Raw genomic sequence first — 18,957 nt, forward strand, 5'->3', positions numbered from 1 at the left:
CAGCGGCGGCGCGCCCGGCGTCAGGCGCCGCGCGTCACCCGGGCTCAGGCCACGCTCTGGCCGCGGCGCGGCAGGCGCCAGTCCTTGCGGATGAAGTGGCAGGTGTAGCCGGACGGATTGCGCACCAGATAGTCCTGATGCTCCGATTCGGCTTCCCAGAACGGCCCTGCCGGCGCCAGTTCGGTGACGACCTTTCCGGGCCACATGCCGGAGGCGTTCACGTCGGCGATGGTATCGAGCGCGGTCGCCTTCTGCGCCTCGCTGGTGTAGAAAATGGCCGAGCGGTAACTCATGCCGGTATCGTTGCCCTGACGGTTAACCGTGGACGGGTCGTGGATCTGGAAAAAGAATTCCAGCAACTGGCGGTAACTGAGCACGTCAGGGTCAAACACGATCTCGATGGCTTCCGCGTGCGTTCCGTGGTTGCGGTAGGTGGCATTAGGCACGTCGCCGCCCGAGTAACCGACGCGGGTAGACGTCACGCCGGGCATTTTGCGGATCAAGTCTTGCATGCCCCAAAAACATCCGCCGGCCAGGATTGCTTGTTCTGATTTCATGTGTGCCTCTCGTTGTCACCGCTTTGCGGCATCGGGAATAGATGGGACGCGAGCGGGTAATTGCAATAGAGCGGCGCAAAACGACCGGCCGGTCAATCTCCCGGTTTGGTAAAATCGGTGTTTTCATTTTCAATATGCAGCATCAGGTCGCTACACGGGCCATCAGCGATGGACCACGACAGCGAACGATGACACAACAACAAGAACAATCCAGCCAGACACAAGCTGCCCCGGCGCCGGATGCCGATGCGCTGGGGGCACTGACCGCCAGCTACGAGAAAGGCGTTCCAAACGCATCCGTGATCTGGTGCGGGGTCGCGCTCTTGTTCGCCTTCGGCTTATTCATTATCCGGCGCAGCGCGCAGAACATGCCCGCTACCGCACCCGACGGCGCTCAGTACGTGGGGTACGCGATCGGGGTTGTCGTCTTGGCCCTGAGCCTTGCCTCGGGACTTCTCATCCGGCGTCTGATGGCGGAACAGCCGGCAACTTATCTGTTCGAGCATGGCATCCGTACATGCAATCGCTATGGGGAACAGACCGTCCTGTACTGCGATATCGAGGATATGTTGTCCTACAGCAATCGCGCCGTGGCCTTTCGCATATCGCCGCGAGCACCGTGGATTTTTCTCGGCTACTTCCCTGACCAGTTCGCCGTTTTAAACAAGCTGTATTGGCGGCACAGGGTCGAACGCTCTGTGACCTTGCTTCAACAGGCGCTGCTCGGCGAAACGGTGCGGTTCCGCTATTTCCAGAATATGAATTGGCGGACGAAAAAAATGTTGAATACCCCGACGTCCGAGCTAACGCTGAACAAGCAGCAGCTGAAAATCGGGAACAAGTGCATTGACGTCGACCGCATCGGCAATATCGACATCAGTTTCTGGACGGGGAAAAAAACGATCATGAACAAGGATGGAACCGTTTTTCATACCATGCCAATGAATGCTGTTCTGTCATTCGATGTGCTGTATGACATCATCATCTGTCTTCAACAACTCCAATCCCCGCAGCCAGGATCACAATGAGCCGATTGCGCACGCTCTCGCCGGGCTGTCGCAGACGCGTTCAAGGGCATGTTCGCTTTACTCGACCGCATGGTCAGATGATGCCGGTGGCGGATTCGATTCCGGATAGGCGGGACCCGGCGGCTCGCCCATGATAAACATTCTGGGCGGTCGAGCGTCGGCGTTGTCGTCTGAAACGGGCTGTGCATCGCCTGCGGTACAGCCGACAGCGGCCAGGGCGAGCACCGCCGCGCCGGCAATGCCGGGTAATCTACGCCACGCCTGGCGCACTGCGGCCCGCGGGCTGTCGCTGCAATCGCCGGTCATGACGGTCCCATCCTGGCGCCTGTAAAAGCGCACGCACAGGTCACCCGTATGGTTTTCTGCCATCAGCGCTGCCGCTTCCGTTGCGGGCATGGCGGACAGGTTGAATACGCTCTTGTTGCAGTCGTTGCAGTGACGTACGCGATCATCGCCCTTCATCTTGTCCCACGACGCCATACACGGCGATGCGATCTCGATACGGTGCAGGGTAATCGGCTGGTCGTGCGTGCGCGATGGTTTCATGGTGAAATCCGTTTCTCTTCAATTGATCAGGGGCCCGACCGGACATGTCCGCATCGGCTACCTGTTGAAACGGCCTGTTCGCGCACACGGGGTCAAATAAGTGAGAAAAATTTGTCTGTCCCGGGCGTCAGGCGCTGATCGCACTCGCGCGGTACAGGGTTGCTAGAATCGGCTGATTGTATTTGCAACGTTGCACTGTTGGGCCTGAAGCAAGGCACATTCACAATCGATGACGAAAGCGAACGATGACACACCTTGAACAAGCACGAGGCTCGCAAGCGCTGGGCCCGCTGATCGCCACCTATGGCAAAAGCCGCTCATTCCTGTTCGTTGGCTGGTTCATGGCGGCGCTGTTCGCCGGGGTCGGGGTCTTTGTGCTGTGGCTCACCACCCGCATTGGGCCGAATTTCCGCTTCAGCGGGAATGTGTCGCTGCTGTACACAGTGGGATTTGGCGCGCTGGCGCTGGGCGCGGCGATTGCATTTCTTATCTGGCGGCTGGCCGCATCGCAGCCGGTTTTCCAGCTGTTCGACAATGGCATCCGTGCGAGCGGGCCGGATGGCGAAAACGTGACCCTGTATCGCGATCTGGAAGACCTGTACACCTTCTTTTATGGCGGCATCGGCTATCGCGCCTCGGCGACTGCGCCGTGGACGTTTATCGGCAGCCGCATCCACAAATTTGGCGAATTGAGCGAACGCTTGCGCAGTCTTCAGGTGGCGCACCGGGGCGAGGTATTGCACCAGCAGCTGCAGGCCGGAAAGCCCGTGGTCTTCCGCTATCTGGAGGACAGCGTAGCCCAATCGAAAAGCATGGTCGCGTCGCGCAACATGAACTTCCCCACCTTTGACATGACCTTGACCGCACACCAGTTGCAGATCGGGCAGAAAAGCATCGGCATCGACCGCATCGCCGACATTAAAACCAATTTGTGGACAGAAAAATCGAGCATCATGGATGCCGATGGCAAGGTATTTCACAAGATTCACCCCAGTTCGATTCTCTCGTTCGACCTGCTGCGCTCACTGATCGCGCGACAGCAGCAATCTATCCAGTATTGATCAGTTGGCGCTTGCCGGAGGGGGCGACGGGTCCGCGCCCTCGGCCCGGTGCTTGACCGGCTCCCGCGGCGGCGCGACGTTGCCCATCCATGCCGCCGACTTGGCTTTCGCCTGTGGCTGCCCGGTCTGGCCGGCTGCTACCCTCGGCTTCGTGGCATCTGGAACGGCCTGCCTACGTGGCGGCGGTGCACCCATCGTCACCACCATCGGTGCCGGAGTCACTTTCGGTACCGGGGCATCCGCGTTTGAGGCTGGCGCAGCGTCGCTCGCGGCACAGCCGGCGGCGGACAATGCCAGCACGGCCGCACCAGCCATGTGCGGCAGTTTGCGCCATGCCTGGCGGACGGCGGCGCGCTGGCTGTCGCCACAATCGCTGGTCATGACCGTGCCGTCCTGGCGCCGGTAGAACCTGACGCACAGCTCGCCATTATGGTTATCCGCCAGCAGCGCAGCCGCATCGGCTTGCGGCATGGCCGACAGATTGAAGACGCTCTTGTTACAGTCGTTGCAGTGGCGGACGCGGTCGTCGCCTTTCATCTCCTCCCATGACGCCGTACAGGGGGAAGCGATGTCGATGCGCTGCAGTGCGATCATCTGCTTGCGGGACTTGGATTGCTGCATGGTGAGATCCGTTTCTGATGATTGAGAAATCCGACTGGACAGATCGGCAACAGCCGATTGACCGCTTGCCTGGCCATTGGCGTCCGGTGGTGTGTTTTTCCCGACGTGGAGCTTCAAGAAGGGCGGTATTGGCCGCCTGCGCGATTAACGCGTACAGATGCCTTTACTATCCACCAGTGCAGACGATATTGAACTTCCCGCTGCCGGCCTTCCGACAAATTCCTGTGCCACAGCATCTTTTTCACACTGCCTCATGCCGTTGGCGGGCGATATCGTTGGAACAATGACCGCAGGGGCAGGAGCGCTCGGGGGTGGAGCACCCATCAGAACGGTCACGGGTGGTTCAGGGTTGACCGTTGCGCCGGCAGTCACTGCCACTTCGGGTGGGGTTTCGCGCGTGGAACAGGCGGCTGCGGACAGGGCCAGCAGCGCGGCGCCAGCAATGCCTGGCAATCCGCGCCATGGCTGGCGCGCCGCAGGGCGCGCGCTGTCGTCGCAGTCGCTCGACACGACGCTGCCGTCCTGGCGTCTGTTCATCCGCACACACAGGTCACCATCGAGGTTGTCTGCAATGAGCGCGGCCCCTTCCGCGGCAGGCATGGCGGAGAGATTGAAGACGTTCTTGTTGCAGCCCTTGCAGTGACGTACCCGGTGGTCGCCCGTCATGTCGTCCCATGAGGCGGTGCAGGGCAAGGGAATGTCGATACGGTGCAATTCAATTGGCTGGTGCTGCGCGCGGGTTGGTTTCATGGTGAAGTCCGTTTCGTTGAATGCGTCAAAGGTCCGGATGGACATTTCCACATCGGTACAGAGTGAAACGGACGCGTCAGGAAAACGGGGTTAATCGCTTCAAGGAAATTTTTCCTGTCTCGCGATCGCGTGCTCCTTGCGGACGGCGTTGCCTTACGTGTGCGTGCAGGGATTCGCAGCCGTACCTGGCCGCTGGCGGAAGCGATTGGCGGAAAATCCCGCACACCAATGAAAAAAGCCTCCGTTTCGGGAGGCTTTCTCAACAATCTAAGTGATTGATTTTATGGCGGAAAGGGTGAGATTCGAACTCACGGTACACCATAGATGTACACTGGATTTCGAGTCCAGCGCATTCGACCACTCTGCCACCTTTCCTGGTCTTGCTTCAAAAAAAATCCCCAAATAACGGGGATTTTTTTCTTTATTCATGGCGGAGAGGGTGGGATTCGAACCCACGGATGGGTCGCCCCATCGCTTGATTTCGAGTCAAGTACATTCGACCACTCTGCCACCTCTCCTTTCTCACATTCCTGCGAGAAGGCAAGATTATAGCACCCCGAAAAAAAAAGGCAAAGACTATTTTCAGGGTGTCAAATGGGTCAGTCCGCCCATGTACGGACGCAGCACTTCCGGAATGGCAACGCTGCCGTCGGCCTGCTGATAGTTCTCCAGCACCGCCACCAAGGTGCGCCCCACCGCCAGGCCCGAACCGTTGAGCGTGTGCAGCAGTTCCGGCTTGCCGGCCGCGTTGCGGAAGCGCGCCTGCATGCGGCGCGCCTGGAATGCCTCGCAGTTCGACAGCGACGAAATCTCGCGGTACGTGTTCTGCGCCGGCAGCCACACTTCCAGGTCGTACGTCTTGGTCGCGCTAAAACCCATGTCGCCGGTGCACAGCGCCATCACGCGGTAGGGCAGGCCAAGCCCCTTCAGGATGGCTTCGGCGTGGCCGACCATCTCTTCCAGCACGTCGTACGAGGTGTCCGGATGCACCACCTGCACCAACTCCACCTTGTCGAACTGGTGCTGGCGAATCATGCCGCGCGTGTCGCGACCGGCACTGCCCGCTTCCGAGCGGAAGCATGGCGTGTGGGCCGTCATCTTGATCGGCAAGGTTTCAACGGCAACGATCTCGTCGCGCACGGTGTTCGTCAGCGATACTTCCGACGTCGGGATCAGGTAGAACGTTTCGCCCTCGCCTTCCGCGCCGCCCTTTTTCACCGAAAACAGATCGGCTTCGAACTTGGGCAACTGGCCGGTGCCGCGCAGCGAATCGGCGTTGACCATGTACGGGGTATAGCATTCGGTGTAGCCGTGCTCGCCCGTGTGGGTGTTGAGCATGTACTGGGCCAGGGCGCGGTGCAGGCGCGCAATACCGCCCTTCATCACCGAAAAGCGCGAGCCAGTCAGTTTCACGGCCGTCACCAGATCGAGTCCCAGCGCACTGCCCACATCCACGTGGTCGCGCACCTCGAAGTCGAACGCCGGCGGCGTGCCCACCTTGCGCACTTCGACATTGCCGCTTTCATCCGTCCCAACCGGCACCGACGCGTGCGGCAGGTTCGGCACCGCTTCCATGAACGCGGCCAGTTTCGCCTGCACGTCGGCCAGCGACGTTTCGTTGGCCTTAAGCTCGTCACCCAGGCCGGCGACGTCCGCCATCACGGCCGACGTATCTTCGCCCTTGCCCTTGAGCATGCCGATCTGCTTCGACAGCGAGTTGCGCTTGCTTTGCAGGTCTTCGGTACGCGTTTGAATCGCCTTGCGTTCGGCTTCGAGGGCGTTAAAGGCGGCCACGTCGAGCTGGAACTTGCGCGTCGCGAGGCGGGCCGCGATGTTGTCGATATCTTTACGGAGAAGTTGAATGTCTATCATTGTCGGTAGTGCCGCTATGTGGAAGGACAGGAAGGATCCGTTGCCGAATCGCTTTTCCCTGGGAACCGTGCGGGCGGATGCCGCCGCGCACGAATCAAGCAAAATAAAAGCTTCGATACGAAGCCGGTGTCACAACGCGCTAACCAAGGCGATGCACTTGATGAGGCAGCCAAGCGGCAAGCCAAGCCTGCACAACGCGCACTGATCCTGTTGTTCAATGCGCAGTTTAACCGATTCCCTGCACAATGGCACCTTGTCGGGCCCGCATGCGCCCGCCGTACGGCGGGCAATCGGCATTACCGTCCGGAGATCATGCTGGCCAGCTTGCGCTGTGCCCGCGCTACCTCGGCGTTCTTGGCGCTAAGCTCTTTCATGAGCACATTGGCATCATCGAGGACTTTCTGATCGTCGATCTGGGCCATGATCCCGGAGAACTTGATCTGGTCCTTGTGCGCATCGAGAAAATCGGCCATTTTTTCGGCACTGGTCAGCATGTCCTCCATCACCACGAGGAATTCCTTGAAGTTGTTTCCCGGATCGCTAACCGTACGGGCATACGCCTTGTCGTAGACCGGTTTCAATTCGTCTGGCTGCGTGAGCGCGGTGCGCCTGGTGGCCGCCGCCGCCTGTTCGGCGTCAATCACCGCACGCAGTTGGGCACTGGTCTTGCGCAAGGCGACCACGTCGGCCCGGCGCGCGATCAGATCGGGCATGGTGTGCGGCATGTTCTTGACCATCATATCGCGCAGGGGTTGCTGGACCTTCGCATCCATCGATTTGTTGTAGTCGGTAATCACGGCATAATGCTTGCTGTAATCGCCGAACGACTTTTCCTCTTGGCGGGTCAGGCTGGGTACATGGACCCCGGGTTTATCGACAATGCGCGTTTGCAGGAACGCGATGAACGCCGCACGCTCCTTGGGCTCGGCACTGCAGCCGGCGATGCCCAGGGCTAGAACGCTGCCCACGGCCCACATCAGGGCGCGTTGTGAAAAGCTTATGACTGTTTGCATTAATGACTCCTCTATGATCAGTGCCTGATCATATTGCAAACATGCAAAATTGACAGCAACAAACCCTGCTTTCTCTGCCAGAGGCGTGCTATGGAGTAACTAACAGGCACGCTGCGGTGCGGGGCGGCCAGTCCCGGACTTACTGTTGTGCGGCTTTTTCGGCGGCGGTGAGGCGTTTGGCGCTGACCACGACGACGGTCACATTGCTGTCGACGGCGGCGGCGCGGGCTGGCGCGACGCTTGCACGCACCGGTACGTCGGCGGTGGCGTAGGCGGCAAAGGTGACCATGACGGTGGCGGCAAGGAAGACGGCTTCGAGGTTTTTGCGGACTTTCATGATCTTCTCCAGTGGGTGAGGCGAGTTGGTATGGTGTTACTTTACCCACTCGCCCCCTGCCCTTCCACCGGCTTGCGATGAAGCGCCGGAAAGCCGGGACAGGACGCACCAGATCGCGACGGCCTGTTATCCGCATGCAGGCGCGCCTGCCGTTGCAGGCGAACCCACCACAGCGGCGGTTTTACCCACCGCCGATGGCCGCGGAAGCCCGCCCTGGCTGGGCCGCCAGCACGAGCTCCGCGCGCGCTGTTCAGTTGCCGGCGTCCTCGTCGAGCCCGCGCAGCCAGGCCAGCTTCTCGGCGATCTTGGCTTCGATCCCGCGCGGCACCGGCTCGTACCAGCGCGGCTCGACCATGCCGTCCGGCAGATAGGTCTCGCCCGCCGCATAGGCGTTCGGTTCGTCATGCGCGTAGCGGTACTCGTGGCCGTAGCCGAGTTCCTTCATCAGCTTGGTCGGGGCATTACGCAGGTGCACCGGCACTTCGCGCGACTTGTCCTTCTTGACGAAGGCCACGGCGCGGTTGTAGGCGTTGTAGCCGGCATTGCTCTTGGCCGCGATGGCCAGGTAGATGACCGCCTGCCCCAGCGCCAGTTCGCCCTCGGGCGAGCCGAGCCGTTCGTAGGTGGCGGCGGCATCGTTGGCGATCTGGATCGCGCGCGGGTCGGCAATGCCGATATCTTCCCACGCCATGCGCACGATGCGGCGCAGCAGGTATTGCGGATCGGCGCCGCCGTCGAGCATGCGGCACAGCCAGTACAGTGCCGCGTCCGGATGCGAGCCGCGCACCGATTTATGCAGCGCCGAAATCTGATCGTAAAAATTGTCGCCACCCTTGTCGAAGCGGCGCGAATTGAGGGTCAGCGCATTGTCGACGAATTCGCCGGTGATGTGCGTGAGGCCCGACGTTTCGGCCGAGGTCTTGGTCTGTTCGAGCAGGTTGAGGAAGCGGCGCGCATCGCCATCGGCATAACCGATCAGCGTGGCGACGGCGACCTCGTCGAACGTCAGGTGGCCCAGCACCTTCTCCTGGGCGCGCTTGAGCAGCTGCAGCAGCTCGGCGTCGGTCAGCGCCTTGAGCACATACACCTGCGAGCGCGACAGCAGCGCCGAATTGACCTCGAACGAGGGGTTTTCGGTGGTCGCGCCGATCAGGGTCACCAGGCCCGACTCGACGAACGGCAGCAAGGCATCCTGCTGCGATTTGTTAAAGCGGTGAATCTCGTCGATGAACAGGATCGTGTGCTTGCCCGTCGCCAGGTGATGCTCGGCCTGTTCGATGGCGGCGCGGATATCTTTCACGCCCGACAGGACGGCCGACAAGGCGATGAACTCGCAGCCGAAGGCGTTCGCCGTCAGGCGCGCCAGGGTCGTCTTGCCGACGCCGGGCGGGCCCCACAGGATCATCGAATGCGGTTTGCCCGACTTGAATACCAGGCGCAGGGGCTTGCCCTCGCCCAGCAAATGGCTCTGGCCGATGACCTCGTCAATCGTTGCCGGACGCAGCGCTTCGGCGAGGGGCGCGGCAGGTTCGGTCTTGAACAAATCGTCCATGCGAAGTCTTCATTGATAGGAAGGGCGTAGTCTAGCGCATGGCGCGAATCGGCGTTCAAGATAAGACCCGCGCAGTGCGCAACAGTTCCCGCTCAACGCGAAATTACCGCGCGACGCTGTATGCAACTTCTCAAGCAGCGCCGACGCCATGCACGGAGCCTGCGTTCGCCTGCACGCCGCTCTTGCGCAACAAGATGGCTATCGCTGGCGGAAACACCAGCCAGAAGCCCGAGTCCGGCATCAGCACCACACCCAGCACGGCCATCCCGATCAAGCCCCAGCCGATCGACTTGGGCAGTGCTACGCCGGCTTTCTCGAGCGCATGCACCGGGATGGCGAACAAGGCCAGCAGAATGCCAAACAGGAAGAACCAGGTGGTCGCGCCCTCGGTCATGCTCTTGGCTGAATTAAACAAGCCCTTGTCCAGCATCGACAGCATGACCGGCCCCATGACAACGAAAGCAAACACGGTGTGAAGAAATGCAACCCCCAGCAACCAACGGCTGATCCAATGTTTCATAAAGCCCTCCCGATGACGCGGCCCCGGCGGGACCGACGCACGATCATATACCTGGGAAATCAATATTGCCAGATATGCATGTCCGATTTATTCGGCGCCGGGGGGAGTGGCCAGCAGCACGCGTCCATACACGGCATCGGTCTTCGCTCCCGGAGCGTTGGCGGCGACGAAACGGCAGGTTTGTACGTAGTGCCTGAGGTGCTCGGCCAACGCGGTATCGGTAACGCGCCCTTCGAGCCGGATGTTGAACGGCTCGCCGCGGCCATTGGTGAGGAAGCGCACCAGCACGCCGTCGCGCGCGGTCGGCGTCCTGTCGAGCGGCACGAAGCCACTGAACAGCGGGGATGCCACACAGCTGCCGGAATGCAGTTGCGGGCGTGCCGACGGTCCGCCGGCCGTTGCCCACACGTAGTCGACCGACCGCACGGCGCTGTCGCGCGGCCGGTCGGGATCGGCTTTCAGCTTACACGCCTGCAAACCGCGCGCCGCGGCGGCATCGAGGATCGGCCAGCCGCTGCTCTTGCGCACCTTCACATCGGCGATGCGCCACTCCCTGATCCGGTAGTCGAGCACGGTCGTGCCCTCCAGATCGTAGCGTCTGGCCTCGGGAGGCCAGTCGGGCCGGGTGCAGGCCGAGGGCAGCCGTTCGGCCGTGGCGGACGGTGCCCTGGTCTGCGCCAGGGCAGGAGCCAAGGCTAGAGCCATCGTGGTGCCAGTAAAAAACGTTACAGCCAGTACAGTACCGATTGTTTGACGATTCAAGTGTGCTCCACGAGGAAGAGGGATCAGTTATTGACGACGTCGGCGCCTTTCGGAATGACGAATTTAAACTGGGTCGCCGTCAATGGCGGGTTTTTCTCGAACTTCTTGAAAGCGAGCACCGACGTCTGGCCGAAGGCATCGCGCAGCTCCATCGCTTCCGGCGTGCCATTGCGCAAGCCGATGCTGATCTGTTCGAACTGCGAATCCTTGCCCTTGGGCACGGCGTTAAGCCACTCCAGGCCGTCGCGCGTGCCCGCTTCGCTCAGGGTGAAATTCTTTTCCAGGTCGTTGCTGCCGAACAGGATGGCCGCCGGCGAGGAACCGAGCGCGTCGCCCAGCTTCCTGGTCGTGACCTGGTTCAGGTCCTTGTCGTAGATATACAGCTGCTCGCCGTCGGCCTGCAGCAGTTGCTCGTACGGCTTCACGTAGGTCCAGATGAACTTGCCGGGACGGGCGAACACGAAGGTGCCCGACGATGGCGCCGCCACCTTGCCCGCATCGGCCTTCTTGACCTGGCGCTGGGTGAACTCGCCGCGCGCGGCCTTGGTGCCGGAGACGAAGGTTTTGAATTGATCGAGGGCGGTGGCGTGGGCCATGCCGACGCAGGCCAGGCTCAGTGCCAGCACGGCGGTCGTTTTAGTCAGTAAAAATCGCATGTATATCCTTTATGTGGGCCGCGTGGGCAATGTGATGCCCGGGAACCGGTCCATCCTGTAACGGATGAGCAGGGAACCCGGTGCACACGCGACGGTTTATTCTGCGCTGGCAGCCGGCACCAGGATGTCGCGGTTGCCGTTCGATTGCATCGGCGACACAACTCCGCTGTTTTCCATCTGTTCCAGCAAGCGCGCCGCGCGGTTGTACCCGATGCGCAAGTGACGCTGCACCAGCGAGATCGAGGCGCGCCGGTTCTTGAGCACCACCTGCACAGCCTGGTCGTACATCGGATCGGCTTCGCCGCCAGCCTCGCCCGCCGCGCCACCTTCCGCGCCGCCGCCCTCGCCTTCGAGCGTGCCGCCTTCGAGGATGCCTTCAATATAGTTCGGCTCGCCCGACAGCTTGAGGTGGGCCACCACCCGGTGCACTTCCTCATCGGAAACAAACGCGCCGTGCACCCGTACCGGCAAACCGGTACCGGGCGGCATGTACAGCATGTCGCCCATGCCCAGCAGCGCTTCCGCGCCCATCTGGTCGAGAATGGTGCGCGAGTCGATCTTGGACGATACCTGGAACGCAATCCGGGTCGGAATATTCGCCTTGATCAGACCGGTGATGACGTCGACCGACGGCCGCTGCGTCGCCAGGATCAGGTGCAAGCCGGCCGCGCGCGCCTTTTGCGCGATACGGGCGATCAATTCCTCGACCTTTTTGCCGACGACCATCATCAGGTCGGCCAGCTCGTCGATGATGATGACGATGGTTGGCAGTTTTTCCAGCGGTTCCGGCGAATCGGGCGTGATGCTGAACGGATTCGGAATATGCTCTTCGCGCTTGGCCGCCTCCGCGATTTTCGCGTTGTAGCCGGCCAGGTTACGCACGCCGAGCTTACTCATCAGCTTGTAGCGGCGCTCCATCTCGTTGACCGCCCAGTTCAGCGCGTGGCCGGCCTGGCGCATGTCGGTCACGACGGGCGCGAGCAAGTGCGGAATGCCTTCGTACACCGACATTTCCAGCATCTTCGGATCGATCAGGATCATGCGCACATCGGCCGGGTCGGATTTGTACAGCAGCGACAGGATGGTCGCGTTGATGCCCACCGATTTACCCGAACCGGTGGTACCGGCCACCAGCAAGTGAGGCATCTTGGCCAGGTCGGCGATGACGGCCTTGCCGGCGATATCCTTGCCCAGGGCCACGGTCAGCTGCGACGCGCTGTCGTTGTAGATCTTGGAACCGACGATTTCGGTCAGGCGCACGATCTGGCGTTTAGGATTAGGCAACTCCAGCGCCATGAAATTCTTGCCGGGAATAGTTTCCACCACCCGGATCGAGGTCAGCGACAGCGAACGCGCCAGGTCGCGCGCCAGGCCGACAATCTGGCTGCCCTTGACGCCCGTGGCCGGTTCGATTTCGTAGCGCGTCACCACCGGGCCCGGATACGCCGCCACCACCTTGGCATCGACCCCGAAGTCCGACAATTTCTTTTCGATCAGGCGGCTGGTGAATTCCAGCGTTTCCACCGACACGGTCTCCTGCACCTCGGGCGCGTCGTCCAGCAGGGACAGCGGCGGCAGCGACGAGTCGCCCGGCAGGTCGCGGAACAGCGGCGCCTGCTTTTCCTTCTGCACGCGCTCGGATTTGACCACCTCCATCACCTGCGGCTCGATCTTGACCGGCGGCGACGCCACATGCTTTTCCACATGCTTGGCGCGCTCGTGCACCACCACTTCATCGCGCTTGACGGCCGCCACTTCGCCCTGCTTGCGGTCCTCGCGGTCCTGGTAGCGCAGGCGGAACCAGTCGATGGCGTTTTCGATGGCGCCGCCGATGCGCTCGGCCACGCCCAGCCACGACACATGAAAGAACAGGCTGAAACCGAGTCCGAACAGCAGCAACAGCAGCAAGGTGGCGCCGGTGAACCCGAACGCCGAATGGGCCGCATGGCCGATCAGCTGGCCCAGCACCCCGCCCGGCGCGCGCGGCAACTGCACCGAGAGCGACCACATGCGCAAATATTCCAGGCCCAGGCTGCCGACGAACAGCACCGCAAAGCCGAGCCAGCGGATGGCCGCTTCCTGCTGGTGCTCGGGATCTTCTTCCGTTTCCAGCACAAATTTTTGATTGAGCGAGCGATAACCCTTCCACAGCATGCGCAGGAAACAGACGCACCACCACCAGGCCGAAAAGCCGAAGATAAACAGCAGCAGGTCGGCCAGGTAAGCGCCCGCGCGCCCGCCCAGGTTGCTCACCTGCGATACCTGCACCTCGTGCGACCAGCCCGGATCGCCCTTGTTATAGCTGAGCAAGATCATCACGAAATACAGGAACATCACGCCAAGCGCGATCCAGCGCGCCTCGGACAGCAGGCGCACCACGCGGTTCGGCAGAGGTTGCCGCATGACGGGCTTTCGGGTGTAACTGGCGTTGGAAGGTTGGCTTGTCTTTGTCATTCTTGTTACTTGCTGTGCTGCCGTGTGTTTACCGATGTTGGCGATGCGCTCATTCTAAGCCATCCGGCGTGCATCGGCCCCATGATTCATGCTAGGGCGCATCATGGACTATAATCGAGGGTGCGCAATTGAATTTCCGCGCTCTTGATCTGCCCCCAATCGACCCCAGTTTCTCTTCATACACATTTCGATCAAAGCTGCCCCATGACCACTACCAAACACGCCAAAGTTCTGATTCTCGGCTCCGGCCCAGCCGGCTACAGCGCGGCCGTTTACGCTGCGCGCGCCAACCTGCAGCCGATGCTCGTCACCGGCGTGGAGCAAGGCGGCCAGCTGATGACCACGACCGACGTCGAAAACTGGCCGGGCGACCCGATGGGCGTGCAAGGCCCGGACCTCATGCAGCGCCTGCTGGAACACGCCAAGCGTTTTAACACCGACATCGTGTTTGACCACATTCACACGACAAAGCTCAATGAAAAACCGATGCGTTTGATCGGCGACAGCCATGAGTACACCTGCGACGCCCTGATCATCGCCACCGGCGCCTCGGCCATGTACCTGGGCCTGCCGTCCGAAACGGCGTTCATGGGGCGCGGCGTATCGGCCTGCGCCACCTGCGACGGTTTCTTCTACCGCAACCAGGAAGTCGCGGTCGTCGGCGGCGGCAACACCGCGGTCGAAGAAGCGCTGTACCTGTCGAACATCGCCAACAAGGTCACGATCATCCACCGCCGCGACAAATTCCGCGCCGAACCGATCCTGATCGACCGCCTGAATGCCAAGGCGGCTGAAGGCAAAATTGTCATCAAGTACAACCACACCCTGGAAGAAGTGGTCGGCAACGACAGCGGCGTGACTGGCGTGAACATCAAGTCGACCGTCGACGGCGCCATCACGCCGATTTCCGTGCACGGCCTGTTCGTGGCGATCGGCCACAAGCCGAACACCAGCATCTTCGAAGGCCAGCTCGACATGCACAACGGCTACATCAAGACCCGCACCGGCCTCGAAGGCATGGCCACCGCGACCAACATCCCGGGCGTATTTGCCGCCGGCGACGTGCAGGATCACATCTATCGCCAGGCCATCACCAGCTCCGGCACCGGTTGCATGGCGGCGCTCGATGCCCAGCGCTACCTGGAAAGCCTGAACGACTAACAGTAAAGCGATGCCGATGAAAGACTTTTCCGATCTGAAATCCCTGCGCGAACAGCTCAAGGGCCAGGACGAAGCGCGCGCCCGCGAAAAAGCCGAGCGCGAAGAACGTGAACGGGTGGCCGCGCAAGAGGCCAACCTGTTCAAGAGCGCCATCGGCGGCGTGCGCAAGATGCCGGAATCGAACCGCTTCGTGCCCAACGCCCCGCCCGGCATCAACGTCAAGATCAAGCCGGCCAAGGTATTTCGCAACCAGGCCGAGGACGACGCGGCGGTGCTGCGCGAGTCGCTCTCGGACCAGTTCGAGGTCGATCACCTGCTCGAGGACGACCCCAGCCTGAGTTTTTCGCGCGCCGGGATCGGCACGGACGTGGTGCGCAAGCTGCGCAAGGGTCATTGGCCGGTCCAGGACGAGCTCGACCTGCACGGCTTGCGCCGCGATGGCGCGCGCGATGCCATCGGCGAATTCCTGCACAATGCCGGCAAGCGCAAGCTGCGCTGCGTGTGCGTGATCCACGGCAAGGGCCTCGGATCGGCCGGCGGCGAGCCGGTGCTGCGCTCGATGGTGCACAGCTGGCTCGAACAGAAGGATGAAGTGATTGCCTTCTGCGCCGCCAATGTGGACGGGCGCAGCCATGGCGCCCTGATCGTCCTGCTCAAATCGGCCATCGGCACCTGACTCACGCGCCCGGTATTTCCCCGGGTGCACTCCTTACACTGTCCATCATGCCAAGCGCATGTTAGGCTAGCAATATTCGCCACAGTACAGTGCACCGCATGACCCTCATTACGCTCATCGAAATCATGGCGATCCTGGTTGGCGCCTTTTCCGGCTTCATCGAAGCGCGCCGCAAGCGCATGGATCTGGTCGGCGTCTTCACGGTGGCCTTCATTACCGCGTTCGGCGGCGGCACCCTGCGCGACATCCTGCTCGACCGGCGTCCGCTGTTCTGGGTGACGCACCAGGAATACGCCATTCTCATCTTCGTGCTGGCCCTGATGGCCGCGCCGCTGATCCGCACCCTGCGCCAGATCGTGTCGGAACGCCTGATCGTGGTGGCCGACGCGGTGGGATTGGGATTGTTCTCGATTGCCGGCGTGGCATCGGCGCTGGAAGCGCACATGCCGATTTTCATCGCCTCGATGATGGGGGTGATCACGGGAATTTTTGGCGGGGTACTGCGCGACATCGTCTGCAACGAAGTGCCGATGGTCTTCCGCGATGGGAAACCTTACGCGATCTGCGCGTTCATCGGCAGCTGGATGTTTCTGCTGATGAAGAAATTCGGCGCCGACCCCGACCTGGCGCTATGGTCGAGCGCCACGGTCATCAGCGGCCTGCGCCTGCTCACGTGGAAATTCGACATGCGCATGGGGCGCTCATAAAGTTTCTCAACTGGGGTCAGCAACTGCATGAAGTCTATCAAGACAGTTGCTGACCCCGGTTAGGAAATTAATTGCTGGGCGGACTTAAACTGCTTCCGGACCCGTTTCGCCGGTGCGGATACGGATCACTTGCTCCACATCCTGCACGAAAATCTTACCGTCGCCGATCTTGCCGGTGCGGGCGGCCTTGATGATGGCGTCCACCACCTGGTCCGCCATGCTGTCGTCCACCACCACTTCAATCTTGACCTTCGGCAGGAAATCGACCACGTACTCGGCACCGCGGTACAGCTCGGTATGTCCCTTCTGGCGGCCGAAACCCTTGACCTCGGTGACCGTCAGCCCCGTCACATTGACGTCGGCCAGCGCTTCGCGCACTTCGTCCAGCTTGAACGGTTTGATGACACAGGTAATTTGTTTCATGGCTACTCCTAAATAGTTGCTCGTCACGCGATGGAATTGCTGTTGCCGCTATTCTAAACGAGCGGCCGCACCACAGGCCGGGCTATTTCCCGGCTTCATCCGGAATCCTGGCCAGATCGGCCTGCCACACGACCGCCTCGGCGTCGCTCGGCGCGCGCCAGTCGCCGCGCGGCGAGAGCGAGCCGCCATTGCCGACCTTCGGCCCGTTCGGCACGCACGAGCGCTTGAACTGGCTGATCTTGAAGAAGCGGTACACGAACGTGGCCAGGTGTTTCTTGATATCGGCCAGCATATACTGGTTGCGGCTGGCATGGACCGCGTCCGGCCACGCGCCCTGCTCGCGGTCGTTCCACGCCGACCACGCCAGGAACGCCACCTTCGACGGTGCAAAGCCATAGCGCAGAATGTAATACAGATTAAAATCCTGCAGCTCGTACGGCCCGATCGAGCTTTCGGTGCTCTGCGCCGGCTTGTCTTCCCCGGCCTTGCCCGGCACCAGCTCAGGGCTGATTTCGGTCGCCAGCACCTGCAGCAGCACGTCCGAACCGCTCGTGCCGATCACCCCCGACTCCGCCACCCAGCGCACCAGGTGGCTGATCAGGGTCTTGGGCACGCTGGCGTTGACGTTGTAGTGCGACATATGGTCACCCACGCCGTACGTGCACCAGCCCAGCGCCAGCTCGCTCAGGTCGCCCGTGCCGATCACGATCCCGTTGTGGAAGTTCGCCAGCCGGAACAGATGGCTGGTGCGCTCGCCCGCCTGCACGTTCTCGAACGTGATGTCGTAGGTTTCCTGCCCTTCCGCGTACGGATGGCCCAGGTCCTTGAGCATCTGGATGCAGCTCGGACGAATGTCGATTTCGTGCGCCTCGCAGCCCACCGCTTCCATCAGCGCGCGCGCCTGGCGCAAGGTGCGCTCGCTGGTCGCAAAGCCCGGCATGGTGTACGCCAGGATATTCGTGCGCGCCAGCTTCAGGCGGTCCATCGCCTTGGCGCACACCAGCAGCGCGTGGGTCGAATCGAGCCCGCCCGAGACGCCAATGATCACCTTCTGCATGCCGCTTTGCGAGAGCCGCTGCACCAGCGCCTGCACCTGGATGTGATAGACCTCGGTGCAGCGCTCGTCGCGCCGCTGCGGGTCCGACGGCACGTACGGAAAGCGCTCGATGGCGCGCGCCAGCGCCAGCGTCTTGCCGCCGCCCGGCGCGCCCGGCAAGGCAAAGCGCACCACGCGGAACGCCGCCACCTGCTGCGCATGGTGCCGCACCTGCTGCGCGAACGTGGTCGTGTGCATGCGCTCGCGCGAGAGGCGCTCCAGGTCCACGTCGCCGTAGATGATGTGCGAGTCGTCCTGGAAGCGCTCGGCCTCGGCCAGCAGGTCGCCTTTTTCGTAGATCAGGGTCTGGCCATCCCACGCCATGTCGGTCGACGATTCGCCGCGCCCGGCCGAGGTGTACAGATACGCCGCCAGGCAGCGCGCCGACTGCTGCGACACCAGCTGGTGCCGGTAGCCGCTCTTGCCCACCAAAACGTTCGATGCCGACAGGTTGACCAGCACCGTGGCCCCGGCCAGCGCCGCAAACGACGACGGCGGAATCGGCACCCACACATCCTCGCAGATCTCCACATGAAAGCGCAGCAGCGCCACGCCCTCGGCCTCGAACAGCAAGCCGGCGCCGAACGGCACGCTCTGCCCGAGCAGGTCGATCTGGCTGCATGGCGCACTGTCGGCGGCGCTGAACTGGCGCGCTTCGTAAAATTCGCCGTAGTTCGGCAGGTAGCTTTTCGGGACCACGCCGAGGATCTTCCCGCCCGCGAGCACCACCCCGCAGTTGAACAGCTGATGGCCGACCCGCAGCGGCAGGCCGACCACCAGTGCCAGCGGCAGCTGCGCGGTCGCGTCCATCACCGTGCGCAAGCCCGCCTCGCACGCGTCCAGCAGCGCGGCCTGGTGAAACAGGTCGTCGCAGCTGTAGGCCGACAGCCCCAGCTCGGGAAAGGCTACCAGCGCCGCGCCCTGCTGCGCCGCCGCTTCGGCCAGCGCGATGGTCTGGGCCGCGTTGAAGACGGGATCGGCGATCTTGCAGCGTGGCGTGGCCACCGCGACCCGGGCGAAACCGTGCGAATAGAGGTTAAAGAAGTCGTTCTGCATGCAGTGTCTTTCGTAGGGTGGCAGGGCGCGCGGCGCGGCGTCCGAACGCCTTGCGCCTGCTTACGCTAATGTGCGTAGAATGCAATGGACCGGCCTGCATCACAGCCAG

General features: G+C 62.0%; 19 protein-coding genes and 2 tRNA genes. 5 read left to right on the forward strand and 16 right to left on the reverse strand.

From position 1 onward, the window contains the following. Window positions 1-44: 44 nt before the first annotated feature. Window positions 45-557 carry a peptide-methionine (S)-S-oxide reductase MsrA gene (msrA, locus tag RBA40_RS08180; protein ID WP_306647415.1) on the reverse strand — a complete coding sequence of 171 codons (513 nt, stop codon included), beginning with the start codon at window positions 555-557 and terminating at the stop codon, window positions 45-47. Window positions 558-745: 188 nt separating this feature from the next. Here msrA and RBA40_RS08185 point away from each other — a divergent pair, with 188 nt between their 5' ends. Further along, a complete protein-coding gene (locus RBA40_RS08185) occupies window positions 746-1,585 on the forward strand; it encodes a hypothetical protein (protein WP_306647416.1) in 840 nt (279 codons plus the stop codon). A 57-nt stretch (window positions 1,586-1,642) separates the two neighbouring features. On the opposite strand, the gene RBA40_RS08190 is transcribed toward RBA40_RS08185, so the two are convergent. Next, window positions 1,643-2,131, reverse strand: a complete 489-nt coding sequence (locus RBA40_RS08190) for a hypothetical protein (protein WP_306647418.1) — start codon at window positions 2,129-2,131, stop codon at window positions 1,643-1,645. Window positions 2,132-2,472: 341 nt separating this feature from the next. Here RBA40_RS08190 and RBA40_RS08195 point away from each other — a divergent pair, with 341 nt between their 5' ends. Further along, window positions 2,473-3,192 carry a hypothetical protein gene (locus tag RBA40_RS08195; protein WP_306647419.1) on the forward strand — a complete coding sequence of 240 codons (720 nt, stop codon included), beginning with the start codon at window positions 2,473-2,475 and terminating at the stop codon, window positions 3,190-3,192. On the opposite strand, the gene RBA40_RS08200 is transcribed toward RBA40_RS08195, so the two are convergent. From RBA40_RS08200 to RBA40_RS08255, 12 genes are all read right to left on the reverse strand, one after another. Next, window positions 3,193-3,930, reverse strand: a complete 738-nt coding sequence (locus tag RBA40_RS08200; RefSeq protein WP_306647421.1) for a hypothetical protein — start codon at window positions 3,928-3,930, stop codon at window positions 3,193-3,195. It lies immediately after the preceding gene. A 27-nt stretch (window positions 3,931-3,957) separates the two neighbouring features. Beyond that, a complete protein-coding gene (locus tag RBA40_RS08205) occupies window positions 3,958-4,608 on the reverse strand; it encodes a hypothetical protein (protein ID WP_306647423.1) in 651 nt (216 codons plus the stop codon). Between the two features lie 239 nt (window positions 4,609-4,847). Beyond that, window positions 4,848-4,938 (reverse strand) — tRNA-Ser (locus tag RBA40_RS08210). A 53-nt stretch (window positions 4,939-4,991) separates the two neighbouring features. After that, window positions 4,992-5,081: transfer RNA gene (locus RBA40_RS08215), tRNA-Ser, on the reverse strand. Window positions 5,082-5,145: 64 nt separating this feature from the next. Continuing rightward, window positions 5,146-6,435, reverse strand: a complete 1,290-nt coding sequence (serS, locus tag RBA40_RS08220) for a serine--tRNA ligase (protein WP_306647425.1) — start codon at window positions 6,433-6,435, stop codon at window positions 5,146-5,148. 296 nt (window positions 6,436-6,731) lie between these two features. Further along, window positions 6,732-7,448, reverse strand: coding sequence for a DUF3053 family protein (locus RBA40_RS08225; protein WP_306647427.1), 717 nt, complete (start codon window positions 7,446-7,448; stop codon window positions 6,732-6,734). Window positions 7,449-7,587: 139 nt separating this feature from the next. Beyond that, window positions 7,588-7,785 (reverse strand): hypothetical protein, encoded by a 198-nt coding sequence (locus RBA40_RS08230; protein ID WP_306647428.1) that lies wholly within the window; start codon window positions 7,783-7,785, stop codon window positions 7,588-7,590. A gap of 250 nt (window positions 7,786-8,035) precedes the next feature. Then, a complete protein-coding gene (locus tag RBA40_RS08235; RefSeq protein ID WP_306647429.1) occupies window positions 8,036-9,337 on the reverse strand; it encodes a replication-associated recombination protein A in 1,302 nt (433 codons plus the stop codon). Window positions 9,338-9,467: 130 nt separating this feature from the next. Next, on the reverse strand, window positions 9,468-9,857 hold the full coding sequence (locus RBA40_RS08240; RefSeq protein ID WP_306647430.1) for a DUF6463 family protein: 390 nt from the start codon (window positions 9,855-9,857) through the stop codon (window positions 9,468-9,470). 87 nt (window positions 9,858-9,944) lie between these two features. Continuing rightward, window positions 9,945-10,562, reverse strand: a complete 618-nt coding sequence (locus tag RBA40_RS08245; protein WP_306647432.1) for an energy transducer TonB — start codon at window positions 10,560-10,562, stop codon at window positions 9,945-9,947. A gap of 80 nt (window positions 10,563-10,642) precedes the next feature. Further along, entirely contained in the window at window positions 10,643-11,275 is a 633-nt protein-coding gene (lolA, locus tag RBA40_RS08250) for an outer membrane lipoprotein chaperone LolA (protein WP_306647433.1), read from the reverse strand. Between the two features lie 96 nt (window positions 11,276-11,371). Continuing rightward, on the reverse strand, window positions 11,372-13,729 hold the full coding sequence (locus RBA40_RS08255) for a DNA translocase FtsK (RefSeq protein WP_306647434.1): 2,358 nt from the start codon (window positions 13,727-13,729) through the stop codon (window positions 11,372-11,374). A 204-nt stretch (window positions 13,730-13,933) separates the two neighbouring features. Between RBA40_RS08255 and trxB the strand changes: the two genes are divergently transcribed. The 3 genes from trxB (at window position 13,934) to RBA40_RS08270 (ending at window position 16,273) form a co-directional block, all read left to right on the forward strand. Then, entirely contained in the window at window positions 13,934-14,890 is a 957-nt protein-coding gene (trxB, locus tag RBA40_RS08260) for a thioredoxin-disulfide reductase (RefSeq protein WP_306647436.1), read from the forward strand. Between the two features lie 10 nt (window positions 14,891-14,900). Next, the gene (locus tag RBA40_RS08265; RefSeq protein WP_099880773.1) at window positions 14,901-15,566 is read left to right on the forward strand and encodes a Smr/MutS family protein; all 666 of its coding nucleotides are present in this window, start codon (window positions 14,901-14,903) and stop codon (window positions 15,564-15,566) included. Between the two features lie 98 nt (window positions 15,567-15,664). Next, window positions 15,665-16,273 (forward strand): trimeric intracellular cation channel family protein, encoded by a 609-nt coding sequence (locus RBA40_RS08270; RefSeq protein ID WP_099880775.1) that lies wholly within the window; start codon window positions 15,665-15,667, stop codon window positions 16,271-16,273. Window positions 16,274-16,357: 84 nt separating this feature from the next. Here RBA40_RS08270 and RBA40_RS08275 read toward each other — a convergent pair whose 3' ends face one another. Together RBA40_RS08275 and RBA40_RS08280 are read right to left on the reverse strand one after the other, a co-directional pair. Then, on the reverse strand, window positions 16,358-16,696 hold the full coding sequence (locus RBA40_RS08275) for a P-II family nitrogen regulator (protein ID WP_054263304.1): 339 nt from the start codon (window positions 16,694-16,696) through the stop codon (window positions 16,358-16,360). A gap of 82 nt (window positions 16,697-16,778) precedes the next feature. Continuing rightward, complete coding sequence (locus tag RBA40_RS08280) at window positions 16,779-18,848, reverse strand: NAD(+) synthase (protein ID WP_306647438.1); 2,070 nt, start codon at window positions 18,846-18,848, stop codon at window positions 16,779-16,781. Between the last annotated feature and the right edge of the window lie 109 nt (window positions 18,849-18,957).

Source organism: Massilia pseudoviolaceinigra, from assembly GCF_030846505.1.
Lineage (GTDB): Bacteria > Pseudomonadota > Gammaproteobacteria > Burkholderiales > Burkholderiaceae_D > Telluria_A > Telluria_A violaceinigra.

Bases quoted from the DNA above. Each gene is read 5' to 3' on its own strand.
- msrA (WP_306647415.1), bottom strand. From the start codon at position 557: ATGAAATCAGAACAAGCAATCCTGGCCGGCGGATGTTTTTGGGGCATG.
- RBA40_RS08185 (WP_306647416.1), top strand. From the start codon at position 746: ATGACACAACAACAAGAACAATCCAGCCAGACACAAGCTGCCCCGGCG.
- RBA40_RS08190 (WP_306647418.1), bottom strand. From the start codon at position 2,131: ATGAAACCATCGCGCACGCACGACCAGCCGATTACCCTGCACCGTATC.
- RBA40_RS08195 (WP_306647419.1), top strand. From the start codon at position 2,473: ATGGCGGCGCTGTTCGCCGGGGTCGGGGTCTTTGTGCTGTGGCTCACC.
- RBA40_RS08205 (WP_306647423.1), bottom strand. From the start codon at position 4,608: ATGTCCATCCGGACCTTTGACGCATTCAACGAAACGGACTTCACCATG.
- serS (WP_306647425.1), bottom strand. From the start codon at position 6,435: ATGATAGACATTCAACTTCTCCGTAAAGATATCGACAACATCGCGGCC.
- RBA40_RS08225 (WP_306647427.1), bottom strand. From the start codon at position 7,448: ATGCAAACAGTCATAAGCTTTTCACAACGCGCCCTGATGTGGGCCGTG.
- RBA40_RS08230 (WP_306647428.1), bottom strand. From the start codon at position 7,785: ATGAAAGTCCGCAAAAACCTCGAAGCCGTCTTCCTTGCCGCCACCGTC.
- RBA40_RS08235 (WP_306647429.1), bottom strand. From the start codon at position 9,337: ATGGACGATTTGTTCAAGACCGAACCTGCCGCGCCCCTCGCCGAAGCG.
- RBA40_RS08240 (WP_306647430.1), bottom strand. From the start codon at position 9,857: ATGAAACATTGGATCAGCCGTTGGTTGCTGGGGGTTGCATTTCTTCAC.
- RBA40_RS08245 (WP_306647432.1), bottom strand. From the start codon at position 10,562: ATGGCTCTAGCCTTGGCTCCTGCCCTGGCGCAGACCAGGGCACCGTCC.
- lolA (WP_306647433.1), bottom strand. From the start codon at position 11,275: ATGCGATTTTTACTGACTAAAACGACCGCCGTGCTGGCACTGAGCCTG.
- RBA40_RS08255 (WP_306647434.1), bottom strand. From the start codon at position 13,729: ATGACAAAGACAAGCCAACCTTCCAACGCCAGTTACACCCGAAAGCCC.
- trxB (WP_306647436.1), top strand. From the start codon at position 13,934: ATGACCACTACCAAACACGCCAAAGTTCTGATTCTCGGCTCCGGCCCA.
- RBA40_RS08265 (WP_099880773.1), top strand. From the start codon at position 14,901: ATGCCGATGAAAGACTTTTCCGATCTGAAATCCCTGCGCGAACAGCTC.
- RBA40_RS08270 (WP_099880775.1), top strand. From the start codon at position 15,665: ATGACCCTCATTACGCTCATCGAAATCATGGCGATCCTGGTTGGCGCC.
- RBA40_RS08275 (WP_054263304.1), bottom strand. From the start codon at position 16,696: ATGAAACAAATTACCTGTGTCATCAAACCGTTCAAGCTGGACGAAGTG.
- RBA40_RS08280 (WP_306647438.1), bottom strand. From the start codon at position 18,848: ATGCAGAACGACTTCTTTAACCTCTATTCGCACGGTTTCGCCCGGGTC.